The 23,199-nt window shown below is 68.4% G+C and carries 24 protein-coding genes; 14 read left to right on the top strand and 10 right to left on the bottom strand.

Translation table 11 applies throughout. From position 1 onward, the window contains the following. Both QMX81_RS14840 and ppk2 read left to right on the top strand, forming a co-directional pair. A partial coding sequence (locus QMX81_RS14840) for a tetratricopeptide repeat protein (protein WP_282262568.1) occupies nucleotides 1-1,531 on the top strand: 1,531 nt, incomplete at its 5' end. 51 nt (nucleotides 1,532-1,582) lie between these two features. Next, on the top strand, nucleotides 1,583-2,362 hold the full coding sequence (ppk2, locus tag QMX81_RS14845; RefSeq protein WP_121044572.1) for a polyphosphate kinase 2: 780 nt from the start codon (nucleotides 1,583-1,585) through the stop codon (nucleotides 2,360-2,362). A 76-nt stretch (nucleotides 2,363-2,438) separates the two neighbouring features. On the opposite strand, the gene QMX81_RS14850 is transcribed toward ppk2, so the two are convergent. Continuing rightward, a complete protein-coding gene (locus QMX81_RS14850; protein WP_282262571.1) occupies nucleotides 2,439-3,002 on the bottom strand; it encodes a TlpA disulfide reductase family protein in 564 nt (187 codons plus the stop codon). Beyond that, a complete protein-coding gene (locus QMX81_RS14855; protein ID WP_121044578.1) occupies nucleotides 2,999-4,273 on the bottom strand; it encodes a YihY family inner membrane protein in 1,275 nt (424 codons plus the stop codon). Before QMX81_RS14855 ends, QMX81_RS14850 begins: the two co-directional genes overlap by 4 nt. A gap of 105 nt (nucleotides 4,274-4,378) precedes the next feature. Between QMX81_RS14855 and wrbA the strand changes: the two genes are divergently transcribed. The 3 genes from wrbA (at nucleotide 4,379) to QMX81_RS14870 (ending at nucleotide 5,902) form a co-directional block, all read left to right on the top strand. Then, a complete protein-coding gene (gene wrbA, locus QMX81_RS14860) occupies nucleotides 4,379-4,969 on the top strand; it encodes an NAD(P)H:quinone oxidoreductase (protein WP_282262572.1) in 591 nt (196 codons plus the stop codon). Then, nucleotides 4,966-5,313 carry a DUF2069 domain-containing protein gene (locus QMX81_RS14865; protein WP_121044581.1) on the top strand — a complete coding sequence of 116 codons (348 nt, stop codon included), beginning with the start codon at nucleotides 4,966-4,968 and terminating at the stop codon, nucleotides 5,311-5,313. Before wrbA ends, QMX81_RS14865 begins: the two co-directional genes overlap by 4 nt. Before the next feature lie 103 nt (nucleotides 5,314-5,416). Beyond that, the gene (locus tag QMX81_RS14870; RefSeq protein ID WP_121044584.1) at nucleotides 5,417-5,902 is read left to right on the top strand and encodes an asparaginase domain-containing protein; all 486 of its coding nucleotides are present in this window, start codon (nucleotides 5,417-5,419) and stop codon (nucleotides 5,900-5,902) included. A 65-nt stretch (nucleotides 5,903-5,967) separates the two neighbouring features. Here the strand turns inward: QMX81_RS14870 and QMX81_RS14875 are convergent, their stop codons facing one another. From QMX81_RS14875 to sufT, 3 genes are all read right to left on the bottom strand, one after another. Further along, nucleotides 5,968-7,713 (bottom strand): S8 family peptidase, encoded by a 1,746-nt coding sequence (locus QMX81_RS14875; RefSeq protein ID WP_282262578.1) that lies wholly within the window; start codon nucleotides 7,711-7,713, stop codon nucleotides 5,968-5,970. A gap of 389 nt (nucleotides 7,714-8,102) precedes the next feature. After that, entirely contained in the window at nucleotides 8,103-9,200 is a 1,098-nt protein-coding gene (locus QMX81_RS14880; RefSeq protein WP_121044587.1) for a branched-chain amino acid aminotransferase, read from the bottom strand. A gap of 57 nt (nucleotides 9,201-9,257) precedes the next feature. Beyond that, the gene (sufT, locus tag QMX81_RS14885; protein WP_019182393.1) at nucleotides 9,258-9,809 is read right to left on the bottom strand and encodes a putative Fe-S cluster assembly protein SufT; all 552 of its coding nucleotides are present in this window, start codon (nucleotides 9,807-9,809) and stop codon (nucleotides 9,258-9,260) included. Between the two features lie 118 nt (nucleotides 9,810-9,927). Here sufT and QMX81_RS14890 point away from each other — a divergent pair, with 118 nt between their 5' ends. After that, a complete protein-coding gene (locus QMX81_RS14890) occupies nucleotides 9,928-10,347 on the top strand; it encodes a hypothetical protein (protein ID WP_121044590.1) in 420 nt (139 codons plus the stop codon). Between the two features lie 219 nt (nucleotides 10,348-10,566). Here the strand turns inward: QMX81_RS14890 and QMX81_RS14895 are convergent, their stop codons facing one another. Then, complete coding sequence (locus QMX81_RS14895) at nucleotides 10,567-12,021, bottom strand: NAD(P)(+) transhydrogenase (Re/Si-specific) subunit beta (protein WP_282262583.1); 1,455 nt, start codon at nucleotides 12,019-12,021, stop codon at nucleotides 10,567-10,569. Then, nucleotides 12,018-12,326 (bottom strand): NAD(P) transhydrogenase subunit alpha, encoded by a 309-nt coding sequence (locus tag QMX81_RS14900; protein WP_121044596.1) that lies wholly within the window; start codon nucleotides 12,324-12,326, stop codon nucleotides 12,018-12,020. Before QMX81_RS14900 ends, QMX81_RS14895 begins: the two co-directional genes overlap by 4 nt. A gap of 130 nt (nucleotides 12,327-12,456) precedes the next feature. Here QMX81_RS14900 and QMX81_RS14905 point away from each other — a divergent pair, with 130 nt between their 5' ends. From QMX81_RS14905 to QMX81_RS14915, 3 genes are read left to right on the top strand one after another with little or no spacing between them, the layout of a single operon-like run. After that, nucleotides 12,457-13,032 (top strand): RNA polymerase sigma factor, encoded by a 576-nt coding sequence (locus QMX81_RS14905; RefSeq protein WP_282262585.1) that lies wholly within the window; start codon nucleotides 12,457-12,459, stop codon nucleotides 13,030-13,032. A 20-nt stretch (nucleotides 13,033-13,052) separates the two neighbouring features. Next, nucleotides 13,053-13,364 (top strand): hypothetical protein, encoded by a 312-nt coding sequence (locus tag QMX81_RS14910; protein WP_282262604.1) that lies wholly within the window; start codon nucleotides 13,053-13,055, stop codon nucleotides 13,362-13,364. Further along, nucleotides 13,364-13,786: a DUF3106 domain-containing protein gene (locus tag QMX81_RS14915; RefSeq protein ID WP_282262587.1), complete on the top strand. Its 423-nt coding sequence runs from the start codon at nucleotides 13,364-13,366 to the stop codon at nucleotides 13,784-13,786. The genes QMX81_RS14910 and QMX81_RS14915 overlap by 1 nt, the downstream gene beginning before the upstream one ends. A gap of 62 nt (nucleotides 13,787-13,848) precedes the next feature. Here the strand turns inward: QMX81_RS14915 and QMX81_RS14920 are convergent, their stop codons facing one another. Further along, nucleotides 13,849-14,931 carry an NAD(P) transhydrogenase subunit alpha gene (locus tag QMX81_RS14920; RefSeq protein ID WP_282262588.1) on the bottom strand — a complete coding sequence of 361 codons (1,083 nt, stop codon included), beginning with the start codon at nucleotides 14,929-14,931 and terminating at the stop codon, nucleotides 13,849-13,851. Between the two features lie 71 nt (nucleotides 14,932-15,002). Then, nucleotides 15,003-17,321 carry a DUF1631 domain-containing protein gene (locus QMX81_RS14925; protein WP_282262590.1) on the bottom strand — a complete coding sequence of 773 codons (2,319 nt, stop codon included), beginning with the start codon at nucleotides 17,319-17,321 and terminating at the stop codon, nucleotides 15,003-15,005. Nucleotides 17,322-17,652: 331 nt separating this feature from the next. Between QMX81_RS14925 and QMX81_RS14930 the strand changes: the two genes are divergently transcribed. From QMX81_RS14930 to QMX81_RS14945, 4 genes are read left to right on the top strand one after another with little or no spacing between them, the layout of a single operon-like run. Continuing rightward, nucleotides 17,653-18,228, top strand: a complete 576-nt coding sequence (locus QMX81_RS14930; RefSeq protein WP_282262592.1) for a nitroreductase — start codon at nucleotides 17,653-17,655, stop codon at nucleotides 18,226-18,228. 1 nt (nucleotide 18,229) lies between these two features. After that, on the top strand, nucleotides 18,230-19,195 hold the full coding sequence (locus QMX81_RS14935; RefSeq protein WP_226956695.1) for a 5'-3' exonuclease H3TH domain-containing protein: 966 nt from the start codon (nucleotides 18,230-18,232) through the stop codon (nucleotides 19,193-19,195). Beyond that, complete coding sequence (locus QMX81_RS14940) at nucleotides 19,192-19,743, top strand: NUDIX hydrolase (protein ID WP_121044619.1); 552 nt, start codon at nucleotides 19,192-19,194, stop codon at nucleotides 19,741-19,743. The genes QMX81_RS14935 and QMX81_RS14940 overlap by 4 nt, the downstream gene beginning before the upstream one ends. Next, nucleotides 19,736-20,545: an N-formylglutamate amidohydrolase gene (locus tag QMX81_RS14945; protein ID WP_282262596.1), complete on the top strand. Its 810-nt coding sequence runs from the start codon at nucleotides 19,736-19,738 to the stop codon at nucleotides 20,543-20,545. Before QMX81_RS14940 ends, QMX81_RS14945 begins: the two co-directional genes overlap by 8 nt. Before the next feature lie 101 nt (nucleotides 20,546-20,646). Here QMX81_RS14945 and QMX81_RS14950 read toward each other — a convergent pair whose 3' ends face one another. Next, on the bottom strand, nucleotides 20,647-22,083 hold the full coding sequence (locus tag QMX81_RS14950; RefSeq protein ID WP_121044623.1) for an MFS transporter: 1,437 nt from the start codon (nucleotides 22,081-22,083) through the stop codon (nucleotides 20,647-20,649). Between the two features lie 110 nt (nucleotides 22,084-22,193). Here QMX81_RS14950 and QMX81_RS14955 point away from each other — a divergent pair, with 110 nt between their 5' ends. After that, complete coding sequence (locus tag QMX81_RS14955) at nucleotides 22,194-23,081, top strand: LysR family transcriptional regulator (protein ID WP_282262602.1); 888 nt, start codon at nucleotides 22,194-22,196, stop codon at nucleotides 23,079-23,081. Nucleotides 23,082-23,199: the final 118 nt, after the last annotated feature.

The raw sequence follows: 23,199 nt of genomic DNA on the forward strand, positions 1-23,199 counted from the left end.
GCTGGGGCGCGCGCGCTGGATGCAGGGCCGCCATGGCGAGGCCGCGACACTGCTGCGCCAGGCGGCGGACCGCGCGCCCCAGCACCCCGGCATCACCCTGTGGCTGGGCCACGCACTGGAAGACGCGGGGCAGCCTGAGGCGGCCGCCGATGCGTATCGCCATGCGCACCGTCTGCTGCCGGGCGAGCCCTACATCACTGCGCAGCTGCTCAACTGGCAGCGCCGGCTGTGCGATTGGCGGGATCTGGAGCGATTGTCGGTGCTGGTGCGCCAGGCCGTCGCGCAGGGCCAGGCGGTGGTCGAGCCGTTCGCCTTCCTCAGCGAAGACAGCAGCGCCGCCGAGCAGCTGGCCTGCGCCCGCCAGCGCGCGGCGGCGCTGGCCGAGGGCATCCTGCGGTTGCCGCCGGCCACCGTGCGCCCGCACGGCACGCTGCGGGTCGGCTTCCTCTCCAACGGTTTCGGCGCGCATCCCACCGGGCTGCTGACCGTCGCCCTGTTCGAACAGCTGCGCGCGCTGGGCACGCTGGAACCGCATCTGTTCGCGCTCAGCGCGGACGACGGCAGCAGCATCCGCCAGCGTCTGCAGCAGGCCGCCCACACGTTGCACGATGTCAGCGCGCAGCCGCATCAGGTGATCGCCCGGCGCATCCGCGAGGCTGGCATCGATGTGCTGTTCGATCTGCGCGGCTGGGGCGGCGGTGGCACCCCGCAGGTACTGGCGATGCGCCCGGCCCCGGTGCAGATCAACTGGCTGGCCTACCCGGGTACCTCCGGCGCGCCGTGGATCGATCATGTGCTGGCCGATGCCTTCGTGCTGCCCGACGCGCTGGCACCGGCCTTCAGCGAGAACGTGCGGCGCCTGCCGCGCGCGTTCCAGCCCTCGGACAACACCCGCGTGCTGGAGCCGGTGCCCTCGCGCGGGGACTGCGGCCTGCCTGCGCAGGGCGTGGTGCTGTGCTGCTTCAACAACAGCTACAAGCTCAATCCGCGCAGCATGCAGCGGCTGTTCGCAGTGCTGCACGGCGTGCCCGGCAGCGTGCTGTGGCTGCTCTCCGGCCCGGGCAACGCCGACGCGCGCCTGCGCAGCGCGGCACGCCAGGCGCAGCTGGATCCGGCGCGACTGGTGTTCATGCCACGCCTGCCGCACCCGCAGTACCTGGCGCGTTACCAGCACGCCGACCTGTTTCTGGACACGCATCCGTACAACGCCCACACCACCGCCTCCGATGCGCTGTGGGCCGGCTGCCCGGTGCTCACCTGCCCGGGCGCGACGTTCGCCTCGCGCGTGGCCGGCAGCCTCAATCATCACCTGGGCATGCACGCGTTCAACGTGGCCGATGACGCGGCGTTCGTGGCCGCCGCCATCCGGCTCGGCAACGACCCGGCCGCGCTGCAGGCCGCGCGCGCCACGCTGGCGCAACGGCGCGAGGACAGCGGCCTGTTCGACATGGCCGGTTTCGCGCGCGACATCGCCGAGGTGATCCAAACGCTTGCGCGCGAACGCGGCTGGCAGGGCCCACACATCGCCTGAGCATCGGCTGCGCTAGGCTCGGGCTTCCCTGTGAATCACCGAGGCACGCCGATGGGCAAGCTCAAGCGCAAGGACTACCAGGCCCTGCTGGAACCGATGCAACTGGAACTGGCGGCGATGGCGCGCTGGGTGCAGCACACCGGGCAGCGCGTGCTGGTGCTGTTCGAAGGCCGCGACACCGCGGGCAAGGGCGGTGCGATCCAGGCGATCGCCGAGCATCTCAATCCGCGCCAGTGCAAGGTGGTCGCGCTGCCCAAGCCGACCGACCGCGAAAGCACGCAGTGGTATTTCCAGCGCTATGTCTCCCACCTGCCTGCGGCCGGCGAGATCGTGCTGATGGACCGCAGCTGGTACAACCGCGCGGGCGTCGAGCATGTCATGGGCTATTGCACCGAAGCGCAGTACCGCAGCTTCCTGGCGCAGACGCCGGTGTTCGAGAAGCTGCTGATCGACGATGGCATCGTGCTGTTCAAGTACTGGCTCAGCGTGGACCAGGCACAGCAGGAAAAGCGCTTTGCCGAGCGCCACCTCGATCCGCTCAAGGGCTGGAAGCTGTCGCCGGTGGACCTGAAATCACGCAGCAAGTACAGCGCCTATACCGAGAGCCGCGAAGCGATGCTGCGCGCCACGCATAACGATGATGCCCCGTGGACGCTGGTGGACTTCAACGACCAGAAGCGCGGGCGGCTGGGCCTGATCCGCAACCTGCTCGATCGTCTGCCCGATACCCGCGTGGACGAACCGGTACTGGCGCTGCCGCCGTTGAAGGGCAAGCTGCACAAAGAGCACTTCGGGGTCTTGAAGCCGATCGAACCCTTCGTCGTCGGGTAGATCCACGCATGGCGTGGATTTACCGGGCACAGCGAGGCACAGGCATGCCGGGTATCAGCCGGCACTGCCGTGAGGCTCAGCCTTCCTTGATCCGCGCTTCGATGTCATGCGCGGTGACCGGGCCGAGGAATTCCTTGGCGACCTTGCCGTCCGGCGCGATCAGGTAGGTCATCGGCAGGCCGCGCGGGACGGCGAAGTCTTCCGGCGGGTTGTACGTATCCACGATCACGATCGGATAGGTGACCGGACGCTTCTCCAGGAAGGCCTTCATCTCGGCCGGTTCGATGTCCTCGAAAGCCAGCCCGACCACCTCGATTTCATTGCGCATCGCGTGCAGCGCGGAGAGCTCGGGCATTTCCTTGCGGCACGGGGCGCACCAGGTCGCCCAGAAGTTCACCACCACCCACTTGCCGCGGTGCGCCGCCAGATCGTAGTCGGTGCCGTCCAGCGCCTTGGCTTTCAGCGTCGGCTGTTCGACGGTCTTGCGCTCGGTGGCCGGCACGGCGTCGGTCGGCGGCGCGGCGGGTTCGTTGATCGGGGCCGGGGCGGCAGGCGCGGTGGCCTCGCTCTGTGCGACGGGCTTGTTGCAGGCGGCCAGCGTCAGCAGGCCCAGGGCCAGCAGCAGGGGCTTGGCGGTCATGGTTTGTCTCCGGGGGTCGAGTAGATGTCGCTGACGCGGCGTTTGAGCAGTTCGCGCAGCGGCAGGCGCAAGGTGTCCAGCGCGGCCACCGAGGCCGTGCCCAGGCTGTCGTCGCGATACGGCAGGTAGGCCTCCTTGATCGGGATCCGCATCTGCGTGGTCTCGTACAGGTCGGCCAGGGTGAGTTTGTCCAGGTCGCGCGCGAGCAGCCATTCGCCCTGCTCGTCGCGGCGCACCACGCGGATCGCTTCCAGATCGCAGAGCAGCGTCTGCAGCAGCGAATCGGTCAGCATCGGCTCCAGCCGCAGGATCTCGTCGTCATCCAGGCTGCGCCCTTCGGCACGCGCCTGGTGGAAGCGGCCGATAAGGCGCAGCAGGCCATAGATCTCATAGCCCACCGGCAGGCGCAGGTCGGCTGGCTGGTAGCGGAACGCGGCGATCGAGGAGGCGAGCGATGCACCGAGCAGCACCGAGACCCAGCACAGGTAGATCCACAGCAGCAGGATCGGCACGAAGGCGACGGTGCCGTAGAGCTTCTGGTAGGACTGGAAGCTCCCCAGGTAAGCGCCCATGCCCCACTTCACCAGCTCCAGCATGATCGCAGCCAGGATCGCGCCGGGGACGGCATGGCGCCATTTGACCGTGTGGTGCGGCACTACGCGGTAGACCAGCATGATGCAGACGAACTCGATCAGGATCGGCGCGACCGTCAGTGAGACGTTGGCCAGCCAGCGGCCTTCGCTGGTGCCGAACAGCGGCAGCGCGAACACCCGCGCCGAGACCGCCAGCGAGGCCGCAGCGAGCATCGCGCCGAGGGTGAGCACGGTCCAGTACACGAGGAAGCGGGTCAGCTTCGGCCGGGTCGAACTCACCCGCCAGATCTGGTTGAAGGTTTCTTCCACGCTGTTGAGCGTGATCAGCAGCGAGACCACCAGGGCGATGAAGCCAGCGGCGGTCAATTGCCCGGCACTGGCCGAGAACTGTCGCAGGTAGCCTTCGGCGGCGCGCGCGGCGTTGGGCACGAAGTTGGAGAACACGTAGTCGCTGAGGGTGTCGCTCCAGCGGTCGAACACCGGGAACGCCGAGAGCACCCCGAACACCACGATGGCCAGCGGCACCAGCGCGAACACGGTGGTGTAGGCCAGCGAGGCGGCCGCCTGGAACAGGCGGTCATCCAGGAAGCGGCGCCACAGGAAGCGGCCGAAGCTGATCGTGCGCGCGCGGTCCCGGACGCGTTCGATCCACAGGTTGATCGTATCGAGAGGTTCCATCGGCGCAAGGGTACCCGATGACGGGTGTGGGGCATGCACGGACCTCGCCCTGAGCGGGCTGCGTTGCCATACTGCCCGCATCGGACGCAATGAGATGAAAGCGAAATGGCGGAGATCCTGGTGCTGTACTACAGCCGTGGCGGTTCAGTGGCACGGCTTGCCCGCCAGATTGCGCGCGGCATCGGCGAGGTGCCGGGCATGAGCGCGCGGCTGCGCACCGTGCCCCCGGTGGCGGCGGTGACGCAGACCGCGCTGCCCCCGGTGCCCGAGGACGGCGCACCGTATGTCAGCGTGGCCGACCTGGCCGAATGCACCGGGCTGCTGCTGGGCAGCCCGACCCGCTTCGGCAACATGGCCGCGCCGGTGAAGCACTTCCTGGACGGCCTGGGCGCGGAATGGGTCAACGGGACATTGGCCGGCAAGCCGGCGGGCGTGTTCACCTCGACGGCCTCACTGCACGGTGGGCAGGAGTCGACGCTGCTGTCGATGCAGGTGCCGCTGCTGCACCACGGCTGCCTGATCGTGGGTATCCCATTCACCGAGCCGGCGCTGAGCCATACCACCACCGGCGGCACGCCGTATGGCGCCAGCCATGTGGCCGGGGCGGACGACAACCCGGTGCCGAGCAAGGATGAGAGCATCCTGGCGCGGGCGCTGGGGCGGCGGGTGGCCGATATCGCACGGCGGCTGGCGTGAGTACGCGCGCCCAGGAGATCGTGCTGGCCCTGCTGCTGGTGGCGCTGGCGGTGCTGTTCGCGGTCTGGTTCGCGCAGGACAAGCATTGGCTGGCCACCCAGCTGGTGTTCACCCTGCCGCCGCTGCTGCTGGCGCTGGGCGTGCTGGTGCGGCGTGGCAAGGCGATGTTCTGGGCCGGCGTGCTGGCGCTGTTCTGGTTCAGCCACGGGGTGATGAGCGCCTGGAGCCATCCGGAGGTGGCGCTGTGGGCCTGGCTCGAGCTGGGGCTGGCGCTGGCGGTGATCGGGGTGGCCAGCACGCCAGGGCTGCGGCGCCGCTTCGGGCGCAGGACGCCGGCCGGCTGAGGCCGCTGCGGCGCGCGCCTGCATCGGGCCGTCGGCGGCCGTATCATCTACCGGTCGGCGCGGCGGTTCCGTGCCCTTCTGTCTGGTACCCAGGATGCTTGCAATGGAAGAACTACTGATCATCACCACCGGTGGCACGATCGACAAGATCTACTTCGACGACAAGTCGGACTATCAGATCGGTGATCCGCAGATCGGGATGATCCTGCGCGAACTGGGCGTGACCTTCCGTTTCAATGTGATCCCGATCCTGCGCAAGGATTCGCTGCACATCACCGACGATGACCGTGAGTTGATCCGGGCGACGATCGCCGCGCAGCCGACGCGCCATGTGCTGGTCACGCACGGCACCGATTCGATGGTGCAGACGGGCCAGGTGTTGAAGTCGATCACCGACAAGACGATCGTGATGACCGGTGCATTGAGCCCGGCGCGCTTCCGCGGCTCGGATGCGGAGTTCAACATCGGGTGTGCGATCGGTGCGGTGCAATCGTTGCCGAGCGGTGTGTACATCGCGATGAACGGCCGGATCTGGAATCCGGAACAGGTGCGCAAGAACGTGGCGGCCAACCGGTTCGAAGCGGCGTAATCACTGTTGATTGAACGAACGCCCCGGCATGCCGGGGCGTTCTGCGTTGGTGCGACAAAAAGCGATCAGTACTGCGCGGTGAGGGTGACCCCGGAGAAGGTCGAGTAGGCCTTCACCCGCACGTGCCAGGTGCCGGCCGCCGGTGAGGTGATCGTGCAGGTCTCGTTGTTGCCGCTGAGGTAGGGGCGGCAGGTGTAGACGGTGTCGGTCGGGGCGCTGCCGGAACGGACGTAGAGATCGGCATCGCCACTGCCGCCGGCGAGGGTGACCTTCAGCTGGCTGCGGCCGGACGGCACGGTCACGGTATAGGCCAGCGACGCACCGCTGGCGGCGCCGAGGCCGGTGACCGGGACGTTGTTCTGCAGCACGTTACCGGTGCCCGGGTTCGGATTGGTCCCGCCCAGGGCGGCCGTCACCGCCGCGTCGGCATCGACAATACCCGCGCCGCAGCCGCCGGAGCAGGCGCCCGGCAACGGCCGTGCGGTGCTCTTGAGCAGGCTTTCGATGGCCGCCGGGCTCAGCGCGGTGGGAGCAACGGACTGGATCAGCGCGACCACGCCGGCCACGTGCGGGGCCGCCATCGAAGTGCCGTTGTAGGAGGCATACGCTGCGCTGCCCGGCACCGTGGTGCCGCTGTTGAGGGTGGAGAGGATGCCCTGCCCCGGGGCCGAGATGTCGATGCCGGTGCCGTAGTTGGAGAAGCTGGCGCGGGCGCCGGCCGAGGTCGTCGCGGCGACCGCGATGACGTTGGCGCAGTTGGCCGGCACCGAAGAGGACACGTTGGAATTGCTGTTGCCGGCCGCGACGACCACGGTAGTGCCGCGCGAGACGGCGCCGTTGATCGCGGTCTGGTAGGTGGTGGAGCAGCTGCCACCGCCGCCGAGCGACATGTTGATCACTTCGGCCGGGTTCGCGTTGGCCGGGACGCCACTGACGGTCCCGCCGGAAGCCCAGACGATCGCATCGGCGATGTCGGAGGTGTAGCCGCCGCACTTGCCGAGCACGCGCACCGGAACCACCTTGGCGTTGAACGCGGTGCCGGCCACGCCGGTGCTGTTGTTGGTCACCGCCGCAACGGTACCGGCCACATGCGTGCCGTGCCAGCTGGAATTGGAGGCCGGAATGCCCGCGCCACACTCGTTGGCGGCGTACCAGTCGCCCTCGTCGTTGGGGTTGTTGTCGCGGCCACCGCCGTCGCGCGCCATCGCCGCATCGCTGATGAAGTCATAGCCGGGCAGGATGTTGGCGTTGAGGTCGGGGTGGTTGGTGATGCCGGTGTCGATCACCGCGACCACCACGCCGGTGCCGGTGGCCTTGTCCCAGGCAGGGCGCACGTTGATCGAGGCGTTACTGGTGCCGAAGCCCCACTGCTCGGAGAAGCGGGTGTCGTTGGGCACCAGGGTGGCCTGCATCAGCTGATCGACTTCGACGTATTCCACGCCCGGGTCGGCGGCCAGGCGACGCATCAGCAGCTCGGCTTCAGCACGGTCCAGTGGCCGGTCGGCCTTGACCACGGTCGGGCCGATCGCCAGCTGGCGCAGCTTCTGCAGGCCCAGCGCGCGGCCCTGGGCCGCCGGCACGGCGGCGGCGGCGGCCTTCAGCGAACTGGCCAGTGCGGTCGGGGTGGCGACCTCGCTGCTGCCATCCTTGTATTTCACGATGAAGCGCTGGTGGGTCGGCGCCGAGGACAGGCCGCTCAACTGCACATCGCCGGCGAACGCCGGCGTGGCCAGCAGCAGGGTCGACAGAACAGAGGCGCCCAGTACAACCAATGCACGCTGACGCAAACGGTGTTGCGAGACATGAGACATCGGATTTCCTTTCAGACAGTAAATGCCGTCGTCGCGGCTGAGAATCCAGGTCCGGTCCGGGGGCTGCTGAAGCGATGGCGCGGATCGGCCCGGTGAGTGAGTCGACGCTAATAGCTTGCTGGCGGATGAACAATGTTTCAGCCGTGCTTCCATGACATGAAATGTCGGATCTGTGACTTTCCGGGTCGAGGGTTTGTGAAAGTGAAGGCGCGCCGGCCATTTTGAACGGTCGAGTTACGTCAACGAATGTCCGAAATGGCTGTCACTGCCCCCGACACCCGGACAACGCTTGCGCATCAATGGCTTGCGACGTTGCCACCGCAGGACAGGCAATAAAAAACCCGCCTGTCGCCAGGCGGGTTTCTTTGCTGCGCTCGGATCGGCAGGGATCAGGCGTCCAGGCGGACCAGCCAGCCGTGGCGGTCCGGCAGGCGGCCGTACTGGATGTCGGTCAGCTCCTTGCGCAGGGACATCGTCACTTCGCCGGCCGGGGCGTTGATGTCGCCCACCGAGAAGCCCTCGCCCTTGAGCTGGCCGATCGGGGTGACCACTGCCGCGGTGCCGCAGGCGAACGCTTCCACGATCTCGCCGGAGGTCACGCCGTCCTTCCACTCCTCCAGGGTGACCTTGCGCTCTTCGACCTTCATGCCGCGGTCGCGCGCCAGCTGCAGGATGCTTTCGCGGGTGATGCCTTCCAGGATGCTGCCCGACAGCGACGGGGTCACCAGGGTGCCGTCCTTGTAGACCAGGAACACGTTCATGCCACCCAGTTCTTCCAGGTACTTGCCCTCGACCGGATCCAGGAACAGCACCTGCGAGCAGCCCTGCGCCTGCGCCTTCTGCTGTGGCAGCAGCGAGGCGGCGTAGTTGCCACCGCACTTGGCCGCGCCGGTGCCGCCCTTGCCTGCGCGGGCGTAGTCGGTGGACAACCAGATCGCCACCGGGGCCACGCCCTTGGCGAAGTACGGGCCGGCCGGGCTGGCGATCACGTAGTAGCCGGCCTTGTGCGCGCCACGCACGCCGAGGAAGGCTTCATCGCCGATCATGAAGGGACGGAAATACAGGCTGGATTCGTCGGCCGACGGCACCCAGCTGGCGTCCACGGCAATCATCTGCTTGAGCGATTCGACGAAGATATCCACCGGCAGTTCCGGCAGCGCCAGGCGCTGGGCCGAACGCTGCAGGCGGCGGCCGTTGGCCTCCGGGCGGAAGGTCCAGATCGAGCCGTCGGCGTGGCGGTAGGCCTTGATGCCTTCGAAGATTTCCTGGCCGTAATGCAGCACCGCGGCGGCCGGATCCAGCTGCAGCGGGCCATACGGGCGCACCACGGCATCGTGCCAGCCGGTGTCCTTGTCCCAACGCACTTCCACCATGTGATCGGTGAAGTGCAGACCAAAACCGGGGGCGGCCAGGATGCGTTCACGCTCCTCGCTGCTGCGCGGCTGGGCGGAACGGGTGGTGTTGAAGCTCACGGAAGACTGGGACACCGGATATTTCCTGTTCTGGTTACGGGGAACGCCGTGACGCCGGCTGGCGATGGGCGGTTACAGCATGCCGGTTTCGAGCCGGGCGGCCTCGGACATCATGTGACGGCCCCACGGCGGGTCGAACACCAGCTCGACGTCGGCCTCGGCCACCGTCGGGATCATTTCCAGCTTGCTGCGCACGTCATCGACGAGGATCTCGCCCATGCCGCAGCCGGGCGCGGTCAGGGTCATCTTGATGTCGACCTCGCGCTGGCCATCGTCCAGGTGCTTGAGGTCCACTTCATAGACCAGCCCCAGATCGACGATGTTGAACGGGATTTCCGGATCGAAACAGGTGCGCAGCTGCTGCCACACCAGTTTTTCGACCTCCTCGTCGGAGGCATCGGCGGGCAGCTCCAGCGCCGGGGGCGCCTCCTTGCCGATGGCATCGCCATCCTTGCCGGCGATGCGGAACAGATTGCCTTCGACAAAGACGGTATAGCTGCCACCCAGGGCCTGGGTGATATAGCCATAGCTGCCAGCGGGCAGCGTGACCGTTTCGCCCTGCGGGACCATGACGGCCTCGCAGTCGCGTTCGAAGTGGACAGGTTCACTGCTACGGGAATACATGTGGATCGATATGGGGGTCGCGGCCAATTCCCGCAAGGCGACCATTTTAGCCCAGTGGCCGCCCACGCGCCGGTCACCGCGCAAGCCGGTATCCTGTGGGGACTTACAGGAAGATTGCATGTCGCCCACGTCCGTGCCTGTCCGGAGCCGCCACTGGCTCTGGCCCCCGCTGTTTCTGCTTGGTGTCGTCACGGCCGTGCTGGCCTGGTTGTTCATCGCCCTGCTCACCGGCCGCCAGGCCGGCTGGATGGCGGTTCTGGCGGCGTTGGAGATCGCCTTCATGCTGCGTCTGGGCACCCTGCGCGCCGGTACCGCCCGGGTGGTGCTGACCCTGCTGGCCACCGTGCTGGTGGCGCTGGCAGCCAACTGGGGGATCGCTTCGGCCTACCTCGGCGGCGCGATGGGGCTTACCCCGTGGGAATCAGCGTTGCGCATGGGGCCCTATCTGGCCTGGACCCTCAGCGGCCTGGCCAACGGCGCGGTCGAATGGCTGTGGCTGGGCGTGGCGCTGGTCGTGGGTTGGTGGGTGGCGAGGTAATCGCCCCCTGCACGCTGCCGCCGAATGCGATCGGTAGTGGCGGCCCGCTGGCCGGCTCCTCATGACGTCGGTACGGCCACGCGCTGGCATTCACGTATCGCATTGAGCCGGCCAGCGGCCGGCACTACCGCAGATCCGGTTTCGCCGTAAATCCGGTTTCGCCGCAGGTCCGGTGCTGCTGTAGGTCACGACCGTTGGTCGTGACCGCTGCCTCCCGCCTCAGTGCCCGCCGTCGAGCGCCTTGAGCTCACTGACCAGCGCGCTCGCCGCACCCGCACCATCGCCGTACAGCATGCGGGCGTTGTCGGCATAGAACAGCGCATTCTCGATGCCGGCAAACCCGGTGCCCTTGCCGCGCTTGATCACCACCACGTTGCGGGCGTTGACCACGTCCAGGATCGGCATGCCGTAGATCGGGCTGGCCGGGTCGGTGCGCGCGACCGGATTGACCACGTCGTTGGCGCCGATCACCAGCACCACGTCGGTGTTCGGGAATTCCGGGTTGATGTCGTCCATGTCGGCGATCAGGTCGTAGGGCACGCCCGCTTCGGCCAGCAGCACGTTCATGTGCCCCGGCATGCGCCCGGCCACCGGGTGGATCGCGAACTTCACCTTGATGCCGCGATCGATCAGGCGCTGCGCCAGCTCCCACACTTTGTGCTGGGCCTGGGCCACGGCCATGCCGTAACCGGGCACGATCACCACACGCTCGGCGAAGGCCAGCATCGCCGCCACATCGCTGGCCTCGATGGGCTTCTGCGCGCCGCTGATTTCCTGCGCGACACCGCCGCCGCCGAAGTTGGAGAACAACACGCCGCTGATCGGGCGGTTCATCGCCTTGGCCATCAGGCGGGTCAGCAGGATGCCCGCCGCGCCGACCATCATGCCGGCGATGATCAGCGCCTCGTTGCCGAGCACATAGCCTTCGAAGGCCACGGCCAGGCCGGTGAACGCGTTGTACAGCGAGATCACCACCGGCATGTCGGCGCCACCGATCGGCAGCGTCATCAGTACGCCCAGCGCGAGCGCGACCACGAAGAAGCTGATGATCGCCACCGGGCTCAGGGTGACCGCAGCCCAGATCCCCAGCACCACCATCGCCAGCGCGACCAGCAGGTTGAACACCTGCTGCCCCGGGAAGGTGACGCGGCGGTCGAGCCGGCCATCGAGTTTGGCCCAGGCGATGATCGAGCCGGACAGCGACACCGCGCCGATCGCCGAACCGATCACGGCCAGCGCCAGCACCGTCGCCGACGGCTGGCGCGCGGCGAGGTCGGCCAGCGCCTGCTCGCTCCAGTGCGTGGTATCGCGGTTGGTCAGGAACGAGAAGCGCAGCAGTTCCACCGCACCGATCGCCGCCGCCGAACCGCCGCCCATGCCGTTGTAGAGCGCCACCATCTGCGGCATGTCGGTGATCGCCACGCGCTTGGCCGACCACCACGCCACACCGGTGCCGATCGCCACCGCCGCCAGGATCAGCGGGATGTTGTGCAGCTCGGGCAAGAAGAACGTCGCCACCGTGGCGATCAGCATGCCCAGCCCGGCCCAGCGGATGCCGCTGCGCGCGGTCATCGGCGAGGCCATGCGCTGCAGGCCCAGCAGGAACAGGGTGGCGGCCACCAGATAGCTCACCTGGACCAGCCACTGCAGCAGTTGCGCGGTGGTCACGTTCAAGGCGTCTTCTCCCCGGCGTCGCGCTTGGCGCTGGGCTTGAACATGTCGAGCATGCGTTCGGTCACCACGTAGCCGCCGGCCGCATTGCCCGCGCCGAGCACCACCGCGATGAAGCCGATGATCTTCTCCAGCGGGGTCTGCGCGTGCCCCAGCACCACCATCGCCCCGATCAGCACGATGCCGTGGATGAAGTTGGAGCCGGACATCAACGGGGTATGCAGGATCACCGGCACCCGCGAAATGATCACGTGGCCGGCAATGGCGGCCAGCATGAAGATATACAACGCCACGAACCCGTCGCTCATTGCAGTCACTCTCCCAGGCGGTCATCCCGTCCCCTGCATCATAACCATGCGCTGAACCAATCGGGCGGGCCGGTCAACCGCGACCGCCCTGGGGCGTTCTCACGGTATCCCCCTGCCGGACCGCTACCCTGTGCTGGTGAGCTCTCCCCTACCGTCGACGGATGCCGACCTGCCCGCCACTGCCGAGGTGGCGCTGCCGGTGTCGCTGGATGCCTTCCTGGCCGGCATCGGCCCGCGCGCGTTCCGCTTCGCCGAGGCCGGCCTGCGCCAGCGCGAGGACGCGCTGGATGCGGTGCAGGACAGCATGCTGAAGATGCTCGGCTACCGCGACAAACCCGCCGCCGAGTGGGCACCGCTGTTCTGGAGCATCCTGCGCCGCCGCGTCGTGGATCTGCAGCGCCGCCGTGGCTTCCGCCTCAAGTTCTGGCGCAGCAGCGACGAGGCCGGCGCCGAGCATGACATCGACTGGGCCGACCACGCGCCCGGCCCGGCCCAGGCCCATGAGCAGCGCGATCAGTACGCACAACTGGTGCAGGCGCTGCGGGAGCTGCCCGCGCGCCAGCGCGAGGCCTTCACCCTGCGCGTGCTGCAGGACCTGGACGGCGCCACCACGGCCAAGGCCATGGGCTGCAGCGAAGGCGCGGTCAAAACCCATCTTTCGCGCGCCCGCCAGGCGCTGCAGCAGTCTTTGGAGATCGCCCTGTGAACCGCCCACTGCCCCCTTCGATGCATGACGATGCCGCCCTGCGGCAGCTGCATGCGCAGGCGCTGGATACGCTCTCGCCGGCCACGCTGGCGCGGTTGCGCAGCGCGCGTCAGGGCGCCTCGCCCGCCAAGCGGCATGCGCCGTCCTGGTGGATGGCCACCGCCTGTTCGGCGGTGGTCGCGCTCGCGTTGGGCTACAGTTTCCTCCTCGGCGAAGCGACCGCCCCGCCGGCACCGGTGGTGGCGAGCGCGGCCGATGACGGCAGCGACGTTCTCGACGAAAATCCCGATCTGTATGTGTGGCTGGGCAGTACCGACCTGGCAATGGAGTGATGATGAAACTGCGACTGTCCCTGGGGCTGATGTTGCTGACGCTGAGTGCGGCCGGCTGGGCGCAGACCGCCCCGCTGCCGGACTGGGACACACTCAGCCCGCAGCAGCGCGAAGCGTTGATCGCGCCCGTGCGTGACCGCTGGAACGACGCGCCGGGGCCGCAACGCGAGCGCATGCTGCAGCACGGCCAGCGCTGGCTGACCATGACCCCGGAGCAGCGCGCGCAGGCGCACCGGGGCCGCCATCGCTTCGAGAACATGACGCCGGAGCAGCGCGAGCAGGCGCGCGCACTGTTCGGCCAGATGCGCAGCATGACGCCGGAGCAGCGGCAGGCGCTGCGCGACCGCTGGGCGCGGATGACCCCGGACGAACGCAAGGCCTGGCTCAAGGCCAACCCTGCACCGCCGCCGCCGAAGCGCTGAGCGTTAACGGGGACCGTTAACGGGGACGGAGGGGATTATTAACTACCTCCGTCCCTGTTAATTCAGGCGGCGACCCAGCGGGTTTTGGCGAGCAGTTCGTCGTCCCAGTCGAAAGTGACCGCGCCGTCTTTCAGGAACAGCGCAACGAAGTTGTAAAGGTTGCGGGCGTACATCTCGCTGGCATGCACTGCGCCCTGGCTGGCCAGGTTGAGCGGGCCATCGATGAGCACGCCGTCCAGATCCACTACCTCGCCCGGCTGGGTGGCTTCGCAGTTGCCGCCGGTTTCGGCGGCGAGATCGACGATCACGCTGCCCGGCTTCATCCCCCGCGCCATCGCGGTACTGACGATTTTCGGCGCTGGCCGCCCAGGCACCGCGGCGGTGCAGATCACCACGTCCACGGTGCGCAGGTGCTCGCCAAGGCGACGCTGCTGCTCGGCACGCTCTTCATCGGTCAACGGCCGCGCGTAGCCACCTTCGCCGACCGCGCTCACGCCCAGATCCAGAAATTTGCCGCCCAGCGATTCGATCTGCTCGCGGGTTTCCGGGCGCACATCGAAGCCTTCCACCTGCGCACCAAGACGACGGGCGGTAGCAATCGCCTGCAGGCCGGCCACACCCGCACCGACCACCAGCACCTTGGAAGGACGGATCGTGCCGGCGGCGGTGGTGAGCATCGGGAAGAAGCGCGGCGCGCGCTGGGCCGCGATCAGGGTGGCCTTGTAACCGGCCATGCCGGCCTGCGAACTGAGGACATCCATCGATTGGGCGCGCGTGGTGCGCGGCAGACGCTCCAGCGGGAACGCCTGCAGGCCACGTGACTGGATCAGGCCGGCACGTTCGGCATCGGCCTGCGGGTGCAGCATGCCGATCAGGCTGGCACCGGATTTCAGCCGGGCAAGGCGGTCATTGGACGGTGGCTGCACGCACAGCACGATGTCGGCCTGGGCCAGGCGGGTGTCATCGGCCGGCTGGGCCCCCACGTCCTGATAGACCGCATCAGGGAAGCCCGCCGCCAGCCCGGCACCGGGTTCGAATGCGACGCTCGCCCCCAGCGCGATCAACTTGCGCGCCGTTTCCGGCGTCATCGCCACGCGCCGTTCCCCCGGCGCATGTTCTTTTACCACCAACACCTCGACAGCCATGCCTGTCCCCGACGATCAGCGGAATGTGGGCTGATCGTAACCTGATCGTCCGGCCAGAGTGGCCCCCGGGGTCAATGCACGGTGGCGTTCTTGGTATCCAGGCGATCGATCACACCCTGCATGGCACTGTCGAAGGCGCCATCGTCGATATGCGCGCGCAGGCGGCCCAGGCGCACCATCACGGCCAGTTCTTCCGGCGAGGCGACGCAGAACCGCACCCCGCGCCGGTTGACGAACAGCAGACGCTGCGAAATCGGGCTCACCCAGGACAGCTTGCCGGCCTGGACCTTGCCGTCCTTGTCGACGAAATCCAGCCAGCTGCCGATCTCCAGGCCGCGGAAGCGGTCGGCATCGGCATTGTCGAAATCGCTGACATCCACCTTGCTGCCCAGCTGCACCGCCGCCGATTCCTGCGCCGGCGGCGAAGGCAACGCCACCTGCGGCAGCTCGGGCAGCGCGCGTTCCAGTTCGGGGCGCGATTCGGCGATGCCCTGCAGGGTGTCGTGCAGCGCGTCGATGGCACTGGTGGCCGCGTCGGCATGCACACCGACACTGGCGAAGACCTTGCGCAGCGCGGGGTGCCAGGCCTGCAGCCACGGCTTGCCGACGATATGCCGACGCGCCTCGGCCACCTCATCCAGCATCCCATCGGCCAGGCCCAGTGCCTCACCGACCGAGGCGCCGTCTTCGCCTTCGCGCAGCACGGTCAGGGTCAGGTGGTGCTGCCAGGGCTGGCGCAGGAATTCACCGATCGCCTGCGGCAAGGTTGTGTCGCCAATCCGCCGGTCCAGCTCGGTGCTGGCCCGCTGGCGCGCCATTTCGAGCTTTTCCTGGCCGCGCTGGGTCTCGGCGGCACGGCGCTCGGCGATCTCGATCCGGCGCCGGTGCTGGGTCAGGAACTCGCGGAATTCTTCTTCCAGGGTCAGGAAGATCGCCAGGTTCTCGTTGAACTCGGCCACCAGGCGCTCGATGATCTCCTCGACCTTGCCCATCAGCACGCGCTCGGCCTGGCTTTCGCCGGTGTTGCCTTCGCAGGCCTCGGCCAGCGAGTTGAGCAGCTTGCGCGCCGGGTGGGTCTTCTGCACGAACATGCGGCGGTCGAGCATGGCCACCTTGACGAAGGGCACCACCAGCCGGCCGATCAGCTCGCGCGAGCGGCCCTCCAGGTCGCGCTCATCGAGCATCACGTCGAACAGCATGCCAACCAGATCGATCGCGTCTTCATCCTGCGGGTCCAGCCGCGCCTGCGCGGGATCGACCCCGAGCCGGGTCGCGCCGGACAGCACTTCACTCTTCAACCGCTGTGCCAGCGACTCACCGTCTTCACCGATCGCCGCGCGCAGGGTCGCACTGGGCGTGGCCTGCAGCAGCGACAGCACCGACATCATTTCGCGCTGGCTCAGCGGGCGTTGCTGGCCGACCGCGACGCTGGCCGCCGAGGTGGCGTCCTCGCGTACATGACGGGTCTGCTGCAGCAGTTCGTGCAGGGCATCAAGCAGCATGCCCTGGTTGCCGCCGAGGCTGTCACCGCCCTCGCCCTGGCCTTCATGTGCTGCATGCGGTCCGCCCTGGAGGCGGCCACGGCTCTCGGCCCAGCGGTCGGCGAAGCGACGGGCCCAGGCCGGTGCCTGGCCCTCTTCGCCCGCCGATCCCATGCTGCTCTCGGGCTCAAAACCCTCGAAGGCATCGCGGTCCTCGCGCGGCGGCGATGGCGCGCGCGCGGCAGGCCGGCGCGCGGCCATCTGCGGCATCACGCCCGCTGCGGCCAGTTGTTCATCCAGGTACTCGTAACGCTTGCCGATCGGCTGCTGCAGATCGCGCTCGCACAACTTGATGAGCACCAGCCGCACTTCCGGGGCCAATTCACAATCGGCGAAAGCCTCGTGGATCGCCACACCGAGGTGCTCGGGGCTGATCGGATTGGTATCGGCCTGCAGTTCCAGCCCCCCGGCGATCATGCCCAGGCGGCGGTCCAGACGCGACAGTACCGGCTTGAAGTCACGCAGCAGCACGGTGGCGAAATTGCGCACCGCCAGCCGGGACTCCAGCACGTGTTCGGGCACCAGGCTCAGGCCATCCTCGATCTGGCCGGCCAGGGTGGCCTCGGCAGACAGCGGCTCGCCCCGCTCCAGCGCCTCCCAGGCCTGGGCCAGGTGGGCGCGGAAGCCAGCCACGATGTCGTCCCGGCGGCGGCGCAGCTCGCGCATGCCATCCAGGAACAGCAACTGCGACGCGCCGGCGGTACCGGCACGGTCAAACAGCACGTCATCGAAGCGCGCCAGCACCGTCGAGAACGACTCGACCAGCCCCGGCAGCACGGCCTCACGGGCCATCGTCAACAACGCCGGGTCACGGCCCGGGTGCCCCCCTACATTGGGCGTGGCAATCATGCGAAAAGGCTCCCCACCCTCGCAGGCACTGAGTACAGCATGGATATAACGAACGCCGGCGCACCCCATGCGCCCACGTTCGGATGGTAGGCCGGCCGACCGGTCAGAGACAGTGAAACAGTCGACACTTTAAACCTCGTTACCGGTGGCCCGGCAGGCTTTGTATCGTAAGCGGAGCAGGCCGTGGAAGCGAGTACAGCCACGTGAAGGAAGTCCGCTGATTAGGTGATGTTCATCACGTTTTGTCGCAAATTGCACCGAGATCGCCCAAGGCCGTGTCACAAACGGGCGCGACTATAATCGGGGCACCGTGAAGCCAAATTGAGAGCCCATGTCCGTCCCCCCCGCTCTGCACGCCCTGGACGCCCGCCGTTCGGTCCCCGCCAAGCAACTGGGTGAACCCGGGCCCGACCCGGTGACCCTGATGCGGATGCTGAGCTCGGCCGTACGCGTGCCGGACCACGGCAAGCTGGTGCCGTACCGCTTCCTGCGGATTGCCGGCGATGCACGTCACAGTCTGGGCGCCTTCCTGGCCCAGCGCGCCGTCCAGCGCGACCCCCAGGTCTCACCGGCCCAGTTGGACAAAGACCGCCAACGCTTCTCCCACGCCCCGCTGATCATCACCGTCATCGCCAGCCCGCGCCCGAACCCCAAGGTGCCGGAGGCCGAGCAGCTGATGACCGCCGGCTGCGTCTGCTTCGCCCTGCTGCAGGCCGCGCAGGCGTTTGGCTTCGGCGCGCAGTGGCTGACCGCCTGGATGGCCTTCGACCCGGCGGTGCACGCCCACCTGGGCCTGGCCGAGGGTGAGCAGATCGCCGGCTTCATCCATATCGGCACGCCGAAGACCGCGGTCCCCGAACGCGAGCGCCCCGACCCGGCCGCGCTGCTGCAGGACTGGGAGGGCTGAGATGTCCGCCCTTCCCGCCGGCCCCGGCATGGCGCCGCCGCCGCTGCGTGCGCCGCTGTACCTGGTCGATGCCAGTCTGTACGTGTTCCGCGCGTGGCATTCGATGCCCGATGAGTTCCAGGATCAGCAGGGCTGGCCGACCAATGCCGTGCACGGCTTCGCGCGCTTCCTGCTCGACCTGCTCGAGCGCGAACGCCCGGCCAACATCGCCATCGCCTTCGATGAAGCCCTGGACAGCTGCTTCCGGCACCGGATCTACGCGGCCTACAAGGCCAACCGCGATCCCGCGCCCGACGCGCTGCGCCGCCAGTTCGCCCACTGCAAGGCGTTGTGCACCGCGCTCGGCCTGGCGGTGCTGGCCCACCACGAGTACGAGGCTGATGACCTGATCGGCAGCGCCCTGCATGCACGCCGCGATGCCGGCATGCGCGGGGTGATCATCTCCGCCGACAAGGATCTGTCGCAGTTGCTGTTCGAGCATGACGAACAGTGGGATTACGCGCGCAACCAGCGCTGGGGCATGGCCGGTGTCAAAGCCCGCCACGGCGTGCATGCGCACCAGATCGCCGATTACCTGGCCCTGTGCGGTGATGCGGTCGACAACATCCCGGGCGTGACCGGGGTGGGGGCTAAATCCGCTGCGGTGCTGCTGGCCCATTTCGGCAGCCTGGACGTGCTGTACGAGCGCCTGGATGAAGTGCCCTTCCTGCGCCTGCGCGGCGCGGCGCAGATGGCAGTGCGGCTGCGCGAACAGCGCGAGCATGCGCTGCTGTGGCGCCAGCTGACCACCATCGCGCTGGATGCGCCGCTGGACGGTGCCGCCGTCGATTTCAGCCGGGGCGTGGCCGATGCACAGATGCTGCAGGGCCTGTGCGATGCACTGCGGTTCGGGCCGTTGACCCGGCGCCGCCTGTTCACCGCCGCCGGCCTGTCCGATTCCTCTTCCGTTGCCAGCGAGTTCGCATGAGCCCCAATACGCAAGCCCCGAAGGTCGTTTTTGAAGGCAAGTACCAGCGCATGGTGGTGCGCGGCACGTGGGAGTACAGCGAGCGCACCCACGCCGGCGGCCTGGCCGCGATCATCATCGCAGTCACCCCGGACGACACGGTGCTGTTCGTCGAACAGTTCCGCGTGCCGCTGCAGGCCAGGACCATCGAAATGCCGGCCGGCCTGGTCGGCGACATCGATGCCGGCGAGTCGATCGAGGTCTCGGCCGTGCGCGAGCTGGAGGAAGAAACCGGCTGGACCGCCGATCACGCCGAGGTGCTGATGATCGGCCCGACCTCCTCCGGTGCCAGCAGCGAAAAGATCGCCTTCGTGCGTGCCACCGGCCTGCGCAAGGTCGGCGAGGGCGGTGGCGATGCCAGCGAAGACATCACCGTGCACGCGATTCCGCGCACCCGCGCCGCCGCCTGGCTGGTCGAGAAGATGGGCCAGGGCTATGAGCTGGACGCCAAGCTGTGGGCCGGCCTGTGGATGATCGAACATCACCTGGACGGCACCCCGCGTGGCTGATGCGTTCACCCCTCCGCACACCGGGGCATCACTGCTGGGGCCGGCCGACCCGGCGCCGTTCACCGTGCATCAGGCGCAGGGCCGCTCGCCCTATCTGCTGATCGCCGACCATGCCGGCCAGCAGGTGCCGGCGTCACTGGCCGGCCTCGGCCTGCCGCAGCACGAGCTGGACCGCCACATCGGCTGGGACATCGGCATCGCCGGGGTCACGGTTGAACTGGCGCGCCTGCTCGATGCGTGGGCGATCACGCAGACCTACTCGCGGCTGGTGATCGATTGCAACCGGCCGTTGGCGTCGCCCACGCTGATGCCGGCGGTCAGTGACCTCACCGTCGTACCCGGCAACCAGCGCCTGTCAGCGCTGCAGCGCCAGCAGCGCATCGAGGCGATCCATGCGCCCTACCATGCACGCATCGATGCCGAGCTGGACACCCGCCAGGCGCAGGCCCGGCCAACGCTGCTGGTGATGATGCACAGCTTCACCCCGGCGATGAATGATGCCGCGCGGCCCTGGCATGCCGGCGTGCTGTACCACCGGGACACGCGCTTTGCGCTTGCGCTGCTGCAGGCGCTGCGCGAAGAAGGCGACCTCGTGGTGGGCGACAACCAGCCCTACGCGGTCAGCAGCACCAGCGACTATGCCGTGCCGGTGCATGGCGAAGGCCGCGGGCTGGTGCACGTGGAGCTGGAGATCCGCCAGGACCTGATTGCCGATGCCGCCGGCCAGTTGGCCTGGGTGCAGCGCTTGGCCCGCATCTTCACCGCCCTGCAGCCGCAGCTGGTCGCCTTGCCGCCTGGGTGATGCCGGCCGTCAGCCGGCGGCGCATCGAGGCGAGCCAAGGCGTATCCACGCATGGCGTGGATCTACGGGTGGGCCGCACGAACGCGCCCACCCGCGCGGGTTCATTCGAGGCACGGCCTGACAGGCACGGCCTCCGGCTGCGGCCGCAGCCACAGCGCCACGGCCACACCCAGCAGCGCGAACAACGCTGCACCGTACTGCGCATGGATCATGCCCTGCAGCGCCGCCTCACTGCTGGCGCCGGCACTGCCACGACCGGCATTGGCCACCATCACCAGCAGCGCCAGGCCCAGCGCGCCGCCAATCTGCTGCGCCGTGGCAGCCATGCCCGAAGCCACGCCCTGCTGCGCGGCGGGCACGCCCTGCCCGGCCACGATCCACATCGCCGTCCAGGTGATGCCCTGGCCAAGGCTGAGCACCACGATGCCCGGCAGCAGCGCCCAGTAGGTCGCGCCGTACGGCAGCGCGACGGCGACCGCGGCGATGCCGATCGCGCCGGCCAGCATGCCCACCGTCAGCACCTGGCGCGGCGAACGCTGCGCGAGCATGCGCTCGGCGATGCGGATGCCGAAGGTGCACACCAGGGTCGGCGGCAGGAACGCCAGGCCCGCCTGCAGCGCGCTCCAGCCGTAGCCATCCTGGTAGTACAGCGCCAGGAAGTAGTACTGCACGCCGTAGCTGCTCATGAACAGCATCGTCAGCAGCATCGCCGCACGCAGGCTGCGCAGGCGCAGCAGCGAGAACTGCATCAGCGGGTCGCGGCTGCGGCGTTCGATCTGCACGAAGGCGGCCAGCATCACTGCCGACACGAGCAGGCAGATCAGCGTGAGCGGCGCCGACCAGCCCCATTCCGGGCCCTGCACCAGGGTGGTCACCAGCAGGCTGCCGCCGAGGGTCACGGTGACGCAGCCAGCCAGATCGAACGAGCGGCCCGCCAGCGGCGCAGGATCGCGCGGCAGCCACCAGCCGCCCAGCAGCGCGCAGCCACCGGCGAACGGCACGATCACCAGCAGTACCGAGGCCCACCCGAAGCTCTGGGTCAGCACGCCGCCGAGCAGCGTGCCCAAGGCCAGGCCGCCGGCGCTGGCCATCGACCAGATCGCCAGCGCGCGATTGCGCGGCGCGCCTTCGGCGTAGATCGTGTTGATCAGCGCCAGCGTGGCCGGGAACAGCAACGCCGCGCCGATGCCCTGCACCGCGCGGGCCGCGATCAGCAGCCACGCACTGTTGCTGAAACCACCGACCAGCGAGGCCAGCGCGAACAGCGCCATGCCCAGCCGATAGACCCGGCGGCGACCGAGCAGATCAGCCGCCCGGCCGCCAAGCAGCAGGCACCCGCCGAAGGCCACCGTGTAGCCGCTGACGATCCACTGCAGCTGCTGGGCATTGATGCGCAGCTGCGCACCCATCTCGTGCAGGGCGACGAAGATGATCGTGGAATCCAGCGCGATGATCAGCTGGGCGGTGGCCAGCAACGCCAGGGCCAGGCGAGGAAATGCGGGCGCCGGCGCGCCAGCGGGAGACAGAGGGGAGGTCATGCCGACTCGGTACTGCGTAAGAAGGTGGGCAGTCTCATTGATGACGCTGCAGAAATAAACCCGGATACTTCGATATCTGTCATGCATATCCGCATGAATCGGAGACATCCATGGACCTCAATGCCGTGCGCATGCTGGTGCAGGTGGCCGACGCGCGCAGCTTCACCGTCGCCGCCGGGCAGCTGGGGATCAGCCAATCCGGGCTGTCACGGGCGATCAGCCGGCTGGAGAGTGCCCTGGGTGTGCGGCTGCTTCACCGCAATACCCGCAACGTCAGCCTGACCCCGGATGGCCGCCAGTTCGTCGAGCACTGCGCGCCGCTGCTGAGTGGGCTGGAGGATGCCGAGCGCCGGCTGGGTGATCGCCCCTCCACACCCTCAGGCGTGTTGAAGCTGACGGCGCCCTCGATGTTCGGGCGCAAAGTGCTGGTGCCGCTGGCCGGGCAGTTGATGGCGGCGCACCCGCAGCTGCAGTTCGAGCTGGTGCTCAACGACCGGCTGGTGGATCTGGTCGAAGAAGGCTTCGATGCCGCACTGCGCACCGGGCCGATCAGCGACGTGCGGATGGTGGCCCGCCCCCTGCGGCCGTTGAACTGGGTCACGGTCGCCTCCCCGGCTTACATCGCGCAGCACGGGGAACCGGCCACGGTGGATGCGCTGCACGATCACGCCTGCCTGGCGGTGCGCAATCTGCGCAGCGGGCGGCTGGTGGATTGGCAGTTCCGCGAGGCCGAGGGCCAGCTGCGCGAGTTCACCCCGCCGGCGCGGACGGTGTTCGACAGCGGCGACCCGCTGGTGGAAGGGGCGCTGGCCGGGATCGGCATCGTGCAGGTGATGGATTTCGCGGTCGCCGATGCGCTGGCTGACGGGCGGCTGCAGCGGGTGCTGCAGCCCTTCGAGGGGCGCAGCCGGGTGCTGTCGCTGGTATACCCGCCCTCGCGGCAGGCTTCCCCGAAGCTGCAGGTGTTGGCGCAGGCGTTGTTGGCGGGGAACTGGTAAACGGCGGATCACGACCAACGGTCGTGATCGGCCGGGCGACGCACGGGGTAGCCCGGTAGGTGGCCGCCCCGGGGCCGCCCCCCCCCCCCACACCCCCCCCCACCACACCCCCCCCCCC

The organism is Stenotrophomonas sp. PS02301, from assembly GCF_029959485.1.
GTDB classification, from domain to species: Bacteria; Pseudomonadota; Gammaproteobacteria; order Xanthomonadales; family Xanthomonadaceae; genus Stenotrophomonas; species Stenotrophomonas maltophilia_Z.

What these genes read in the sequence shown, in the direction of transcription:
- ppk2 (WP_121044572.1), top strand. Translation starts at nt 1,583, where the DNA reads ATGGGCAAGCTCAAGCGCAAGGACTACCAGGCCCTGCTGGAACCGATG.
- QMX81_RS14850 (WP_282262571.1), bottom strand. Translation starts at nt 3,002, where the DNA reads ATGACCGCCAAGCCCCTGCTGCTGGCCCTGGGCCTGCTGACGCTGGCC.
- QMX81_RS14855 (WP_121044578.1), bottom strand. Translation starts at nt 4,273, where the DNA reads ATGGAACCTCTCGATACGATCAACCTGTGGATCGAACGCGTCCGGGAC.
- wrbA (WP_282262572.1), top strand. Translation starts at nt 4,379, where the DNA reads ATGGCGGAGATCCTGGTGCTGTACTACAGCCGTGGCGGTTCAGTGGCA.
- QMX81_RS14870 (WP_121044584.1), top strand. Translation starts at nt 5,417, where the DNA reads ATGGAAGAACTACTGATCATCACCACCGGTGGCACGATCGACAAGATC.
- QMX81_RS14875 (WP_282262578.1), bottom strand. Translation starts at nt 7,713, where the DNA reads ATGTCTCATGTCTCGCAACACCGTTTGCGTCAGCGTGCATTGGTTGTA.
- sufT (WP_019182393.1), bottom strand. Translation starts at nt 9,809, where the DNA reads ATGTATTCCCGTAGCAGTGAACCTGTCCACTTCGAACGCGACTGCGAG.
- QMX81_RS14890 (WP_121044590.1), top strand. Translation starts at nt 9,928, where the DNA reads ATGTCGCCCACGTCCGTGCCTGTCCGGAGCCGCCACTGGCTCTGGCCC.
- QMX81_RS14900 (WP_121044596.1), bottom strand. Translation starts at nt 12,326, where the DNA reads ATGAGCGACGGGTTCGTGGCGTTGTATATCTTCATGCTGGCCGCCATT.
- QMX81_RS14910 (WP_282262604.1), top strand. Translation starts at nt 13,053, where the DNA reads ATGCATGACGATGCCGCCCTGCGGCAGCTGCATGCGCAGGCGCTGGAT.
- QMX81_RS14915 (WP_282262587.1), top strand. Translation starts at nt 13,364, where the DNA reads ATGATGAAACTGCGACTGTCCCTGGGGCTGATGTTGCTGACGCTGAGT.
- QMX81_RS14920 (WP_282262588.1), bottom strand. Translation starts at nt 14,931, where the DNA reads ATGGCTGTCGAGGTGTTGGTGGTAAAAGAACATGCGCCGGGGGAACGG.
- QMX81_RS14925 (WP_282262590.1), bottom strand. Translation starts at nt 17,321, where the DNA reads ATGATTGCCACGCCCAATGTAGGGGGGCACCCGGGCCGTGACCCGGCG.
- QMX81_RS14930 (WP_282262592.1), top strand. Translation starts at nt 17,653, where the DNA reads ATGTCCGTCCCCCCCGCTCTGCACGCCCTGGACGCCCGCCGTTCGGTC.
- QMX81_RS14935 (WP_226956695.1), top strand. Translation starts at nt 18,230, where the DNA reads ATGTCCGCCCTTCCCGCCGGCCCCGGCATGGCGCCGCCGCCGCTGCGT.
- QMX81_RS14940 (WP_121044619.1), top strand. Translation starts at nt 19,192, where the DNA reads ATGAGCCCCAATACGCAAGCCCCGAAGGTCGTTTTTGAAGGCAAGTAC.
- QMX81_RS14950 (WP_121044623.1), bottom strand. Translation starts at nt 22,083, where the DNA reads ATGACCTCCCCTCTGTCTCCCGCTGGCGCGCCGGCGCCCGCATTTCCT.
- QMX81_RS14955 (WP_282262602.1), top strand. Translation starts at nt 22,194, where the DNA reads ATGGACCTCAATGCCGTGCGCATGCTGGTGCAGGTGGCCGACGCGCGC.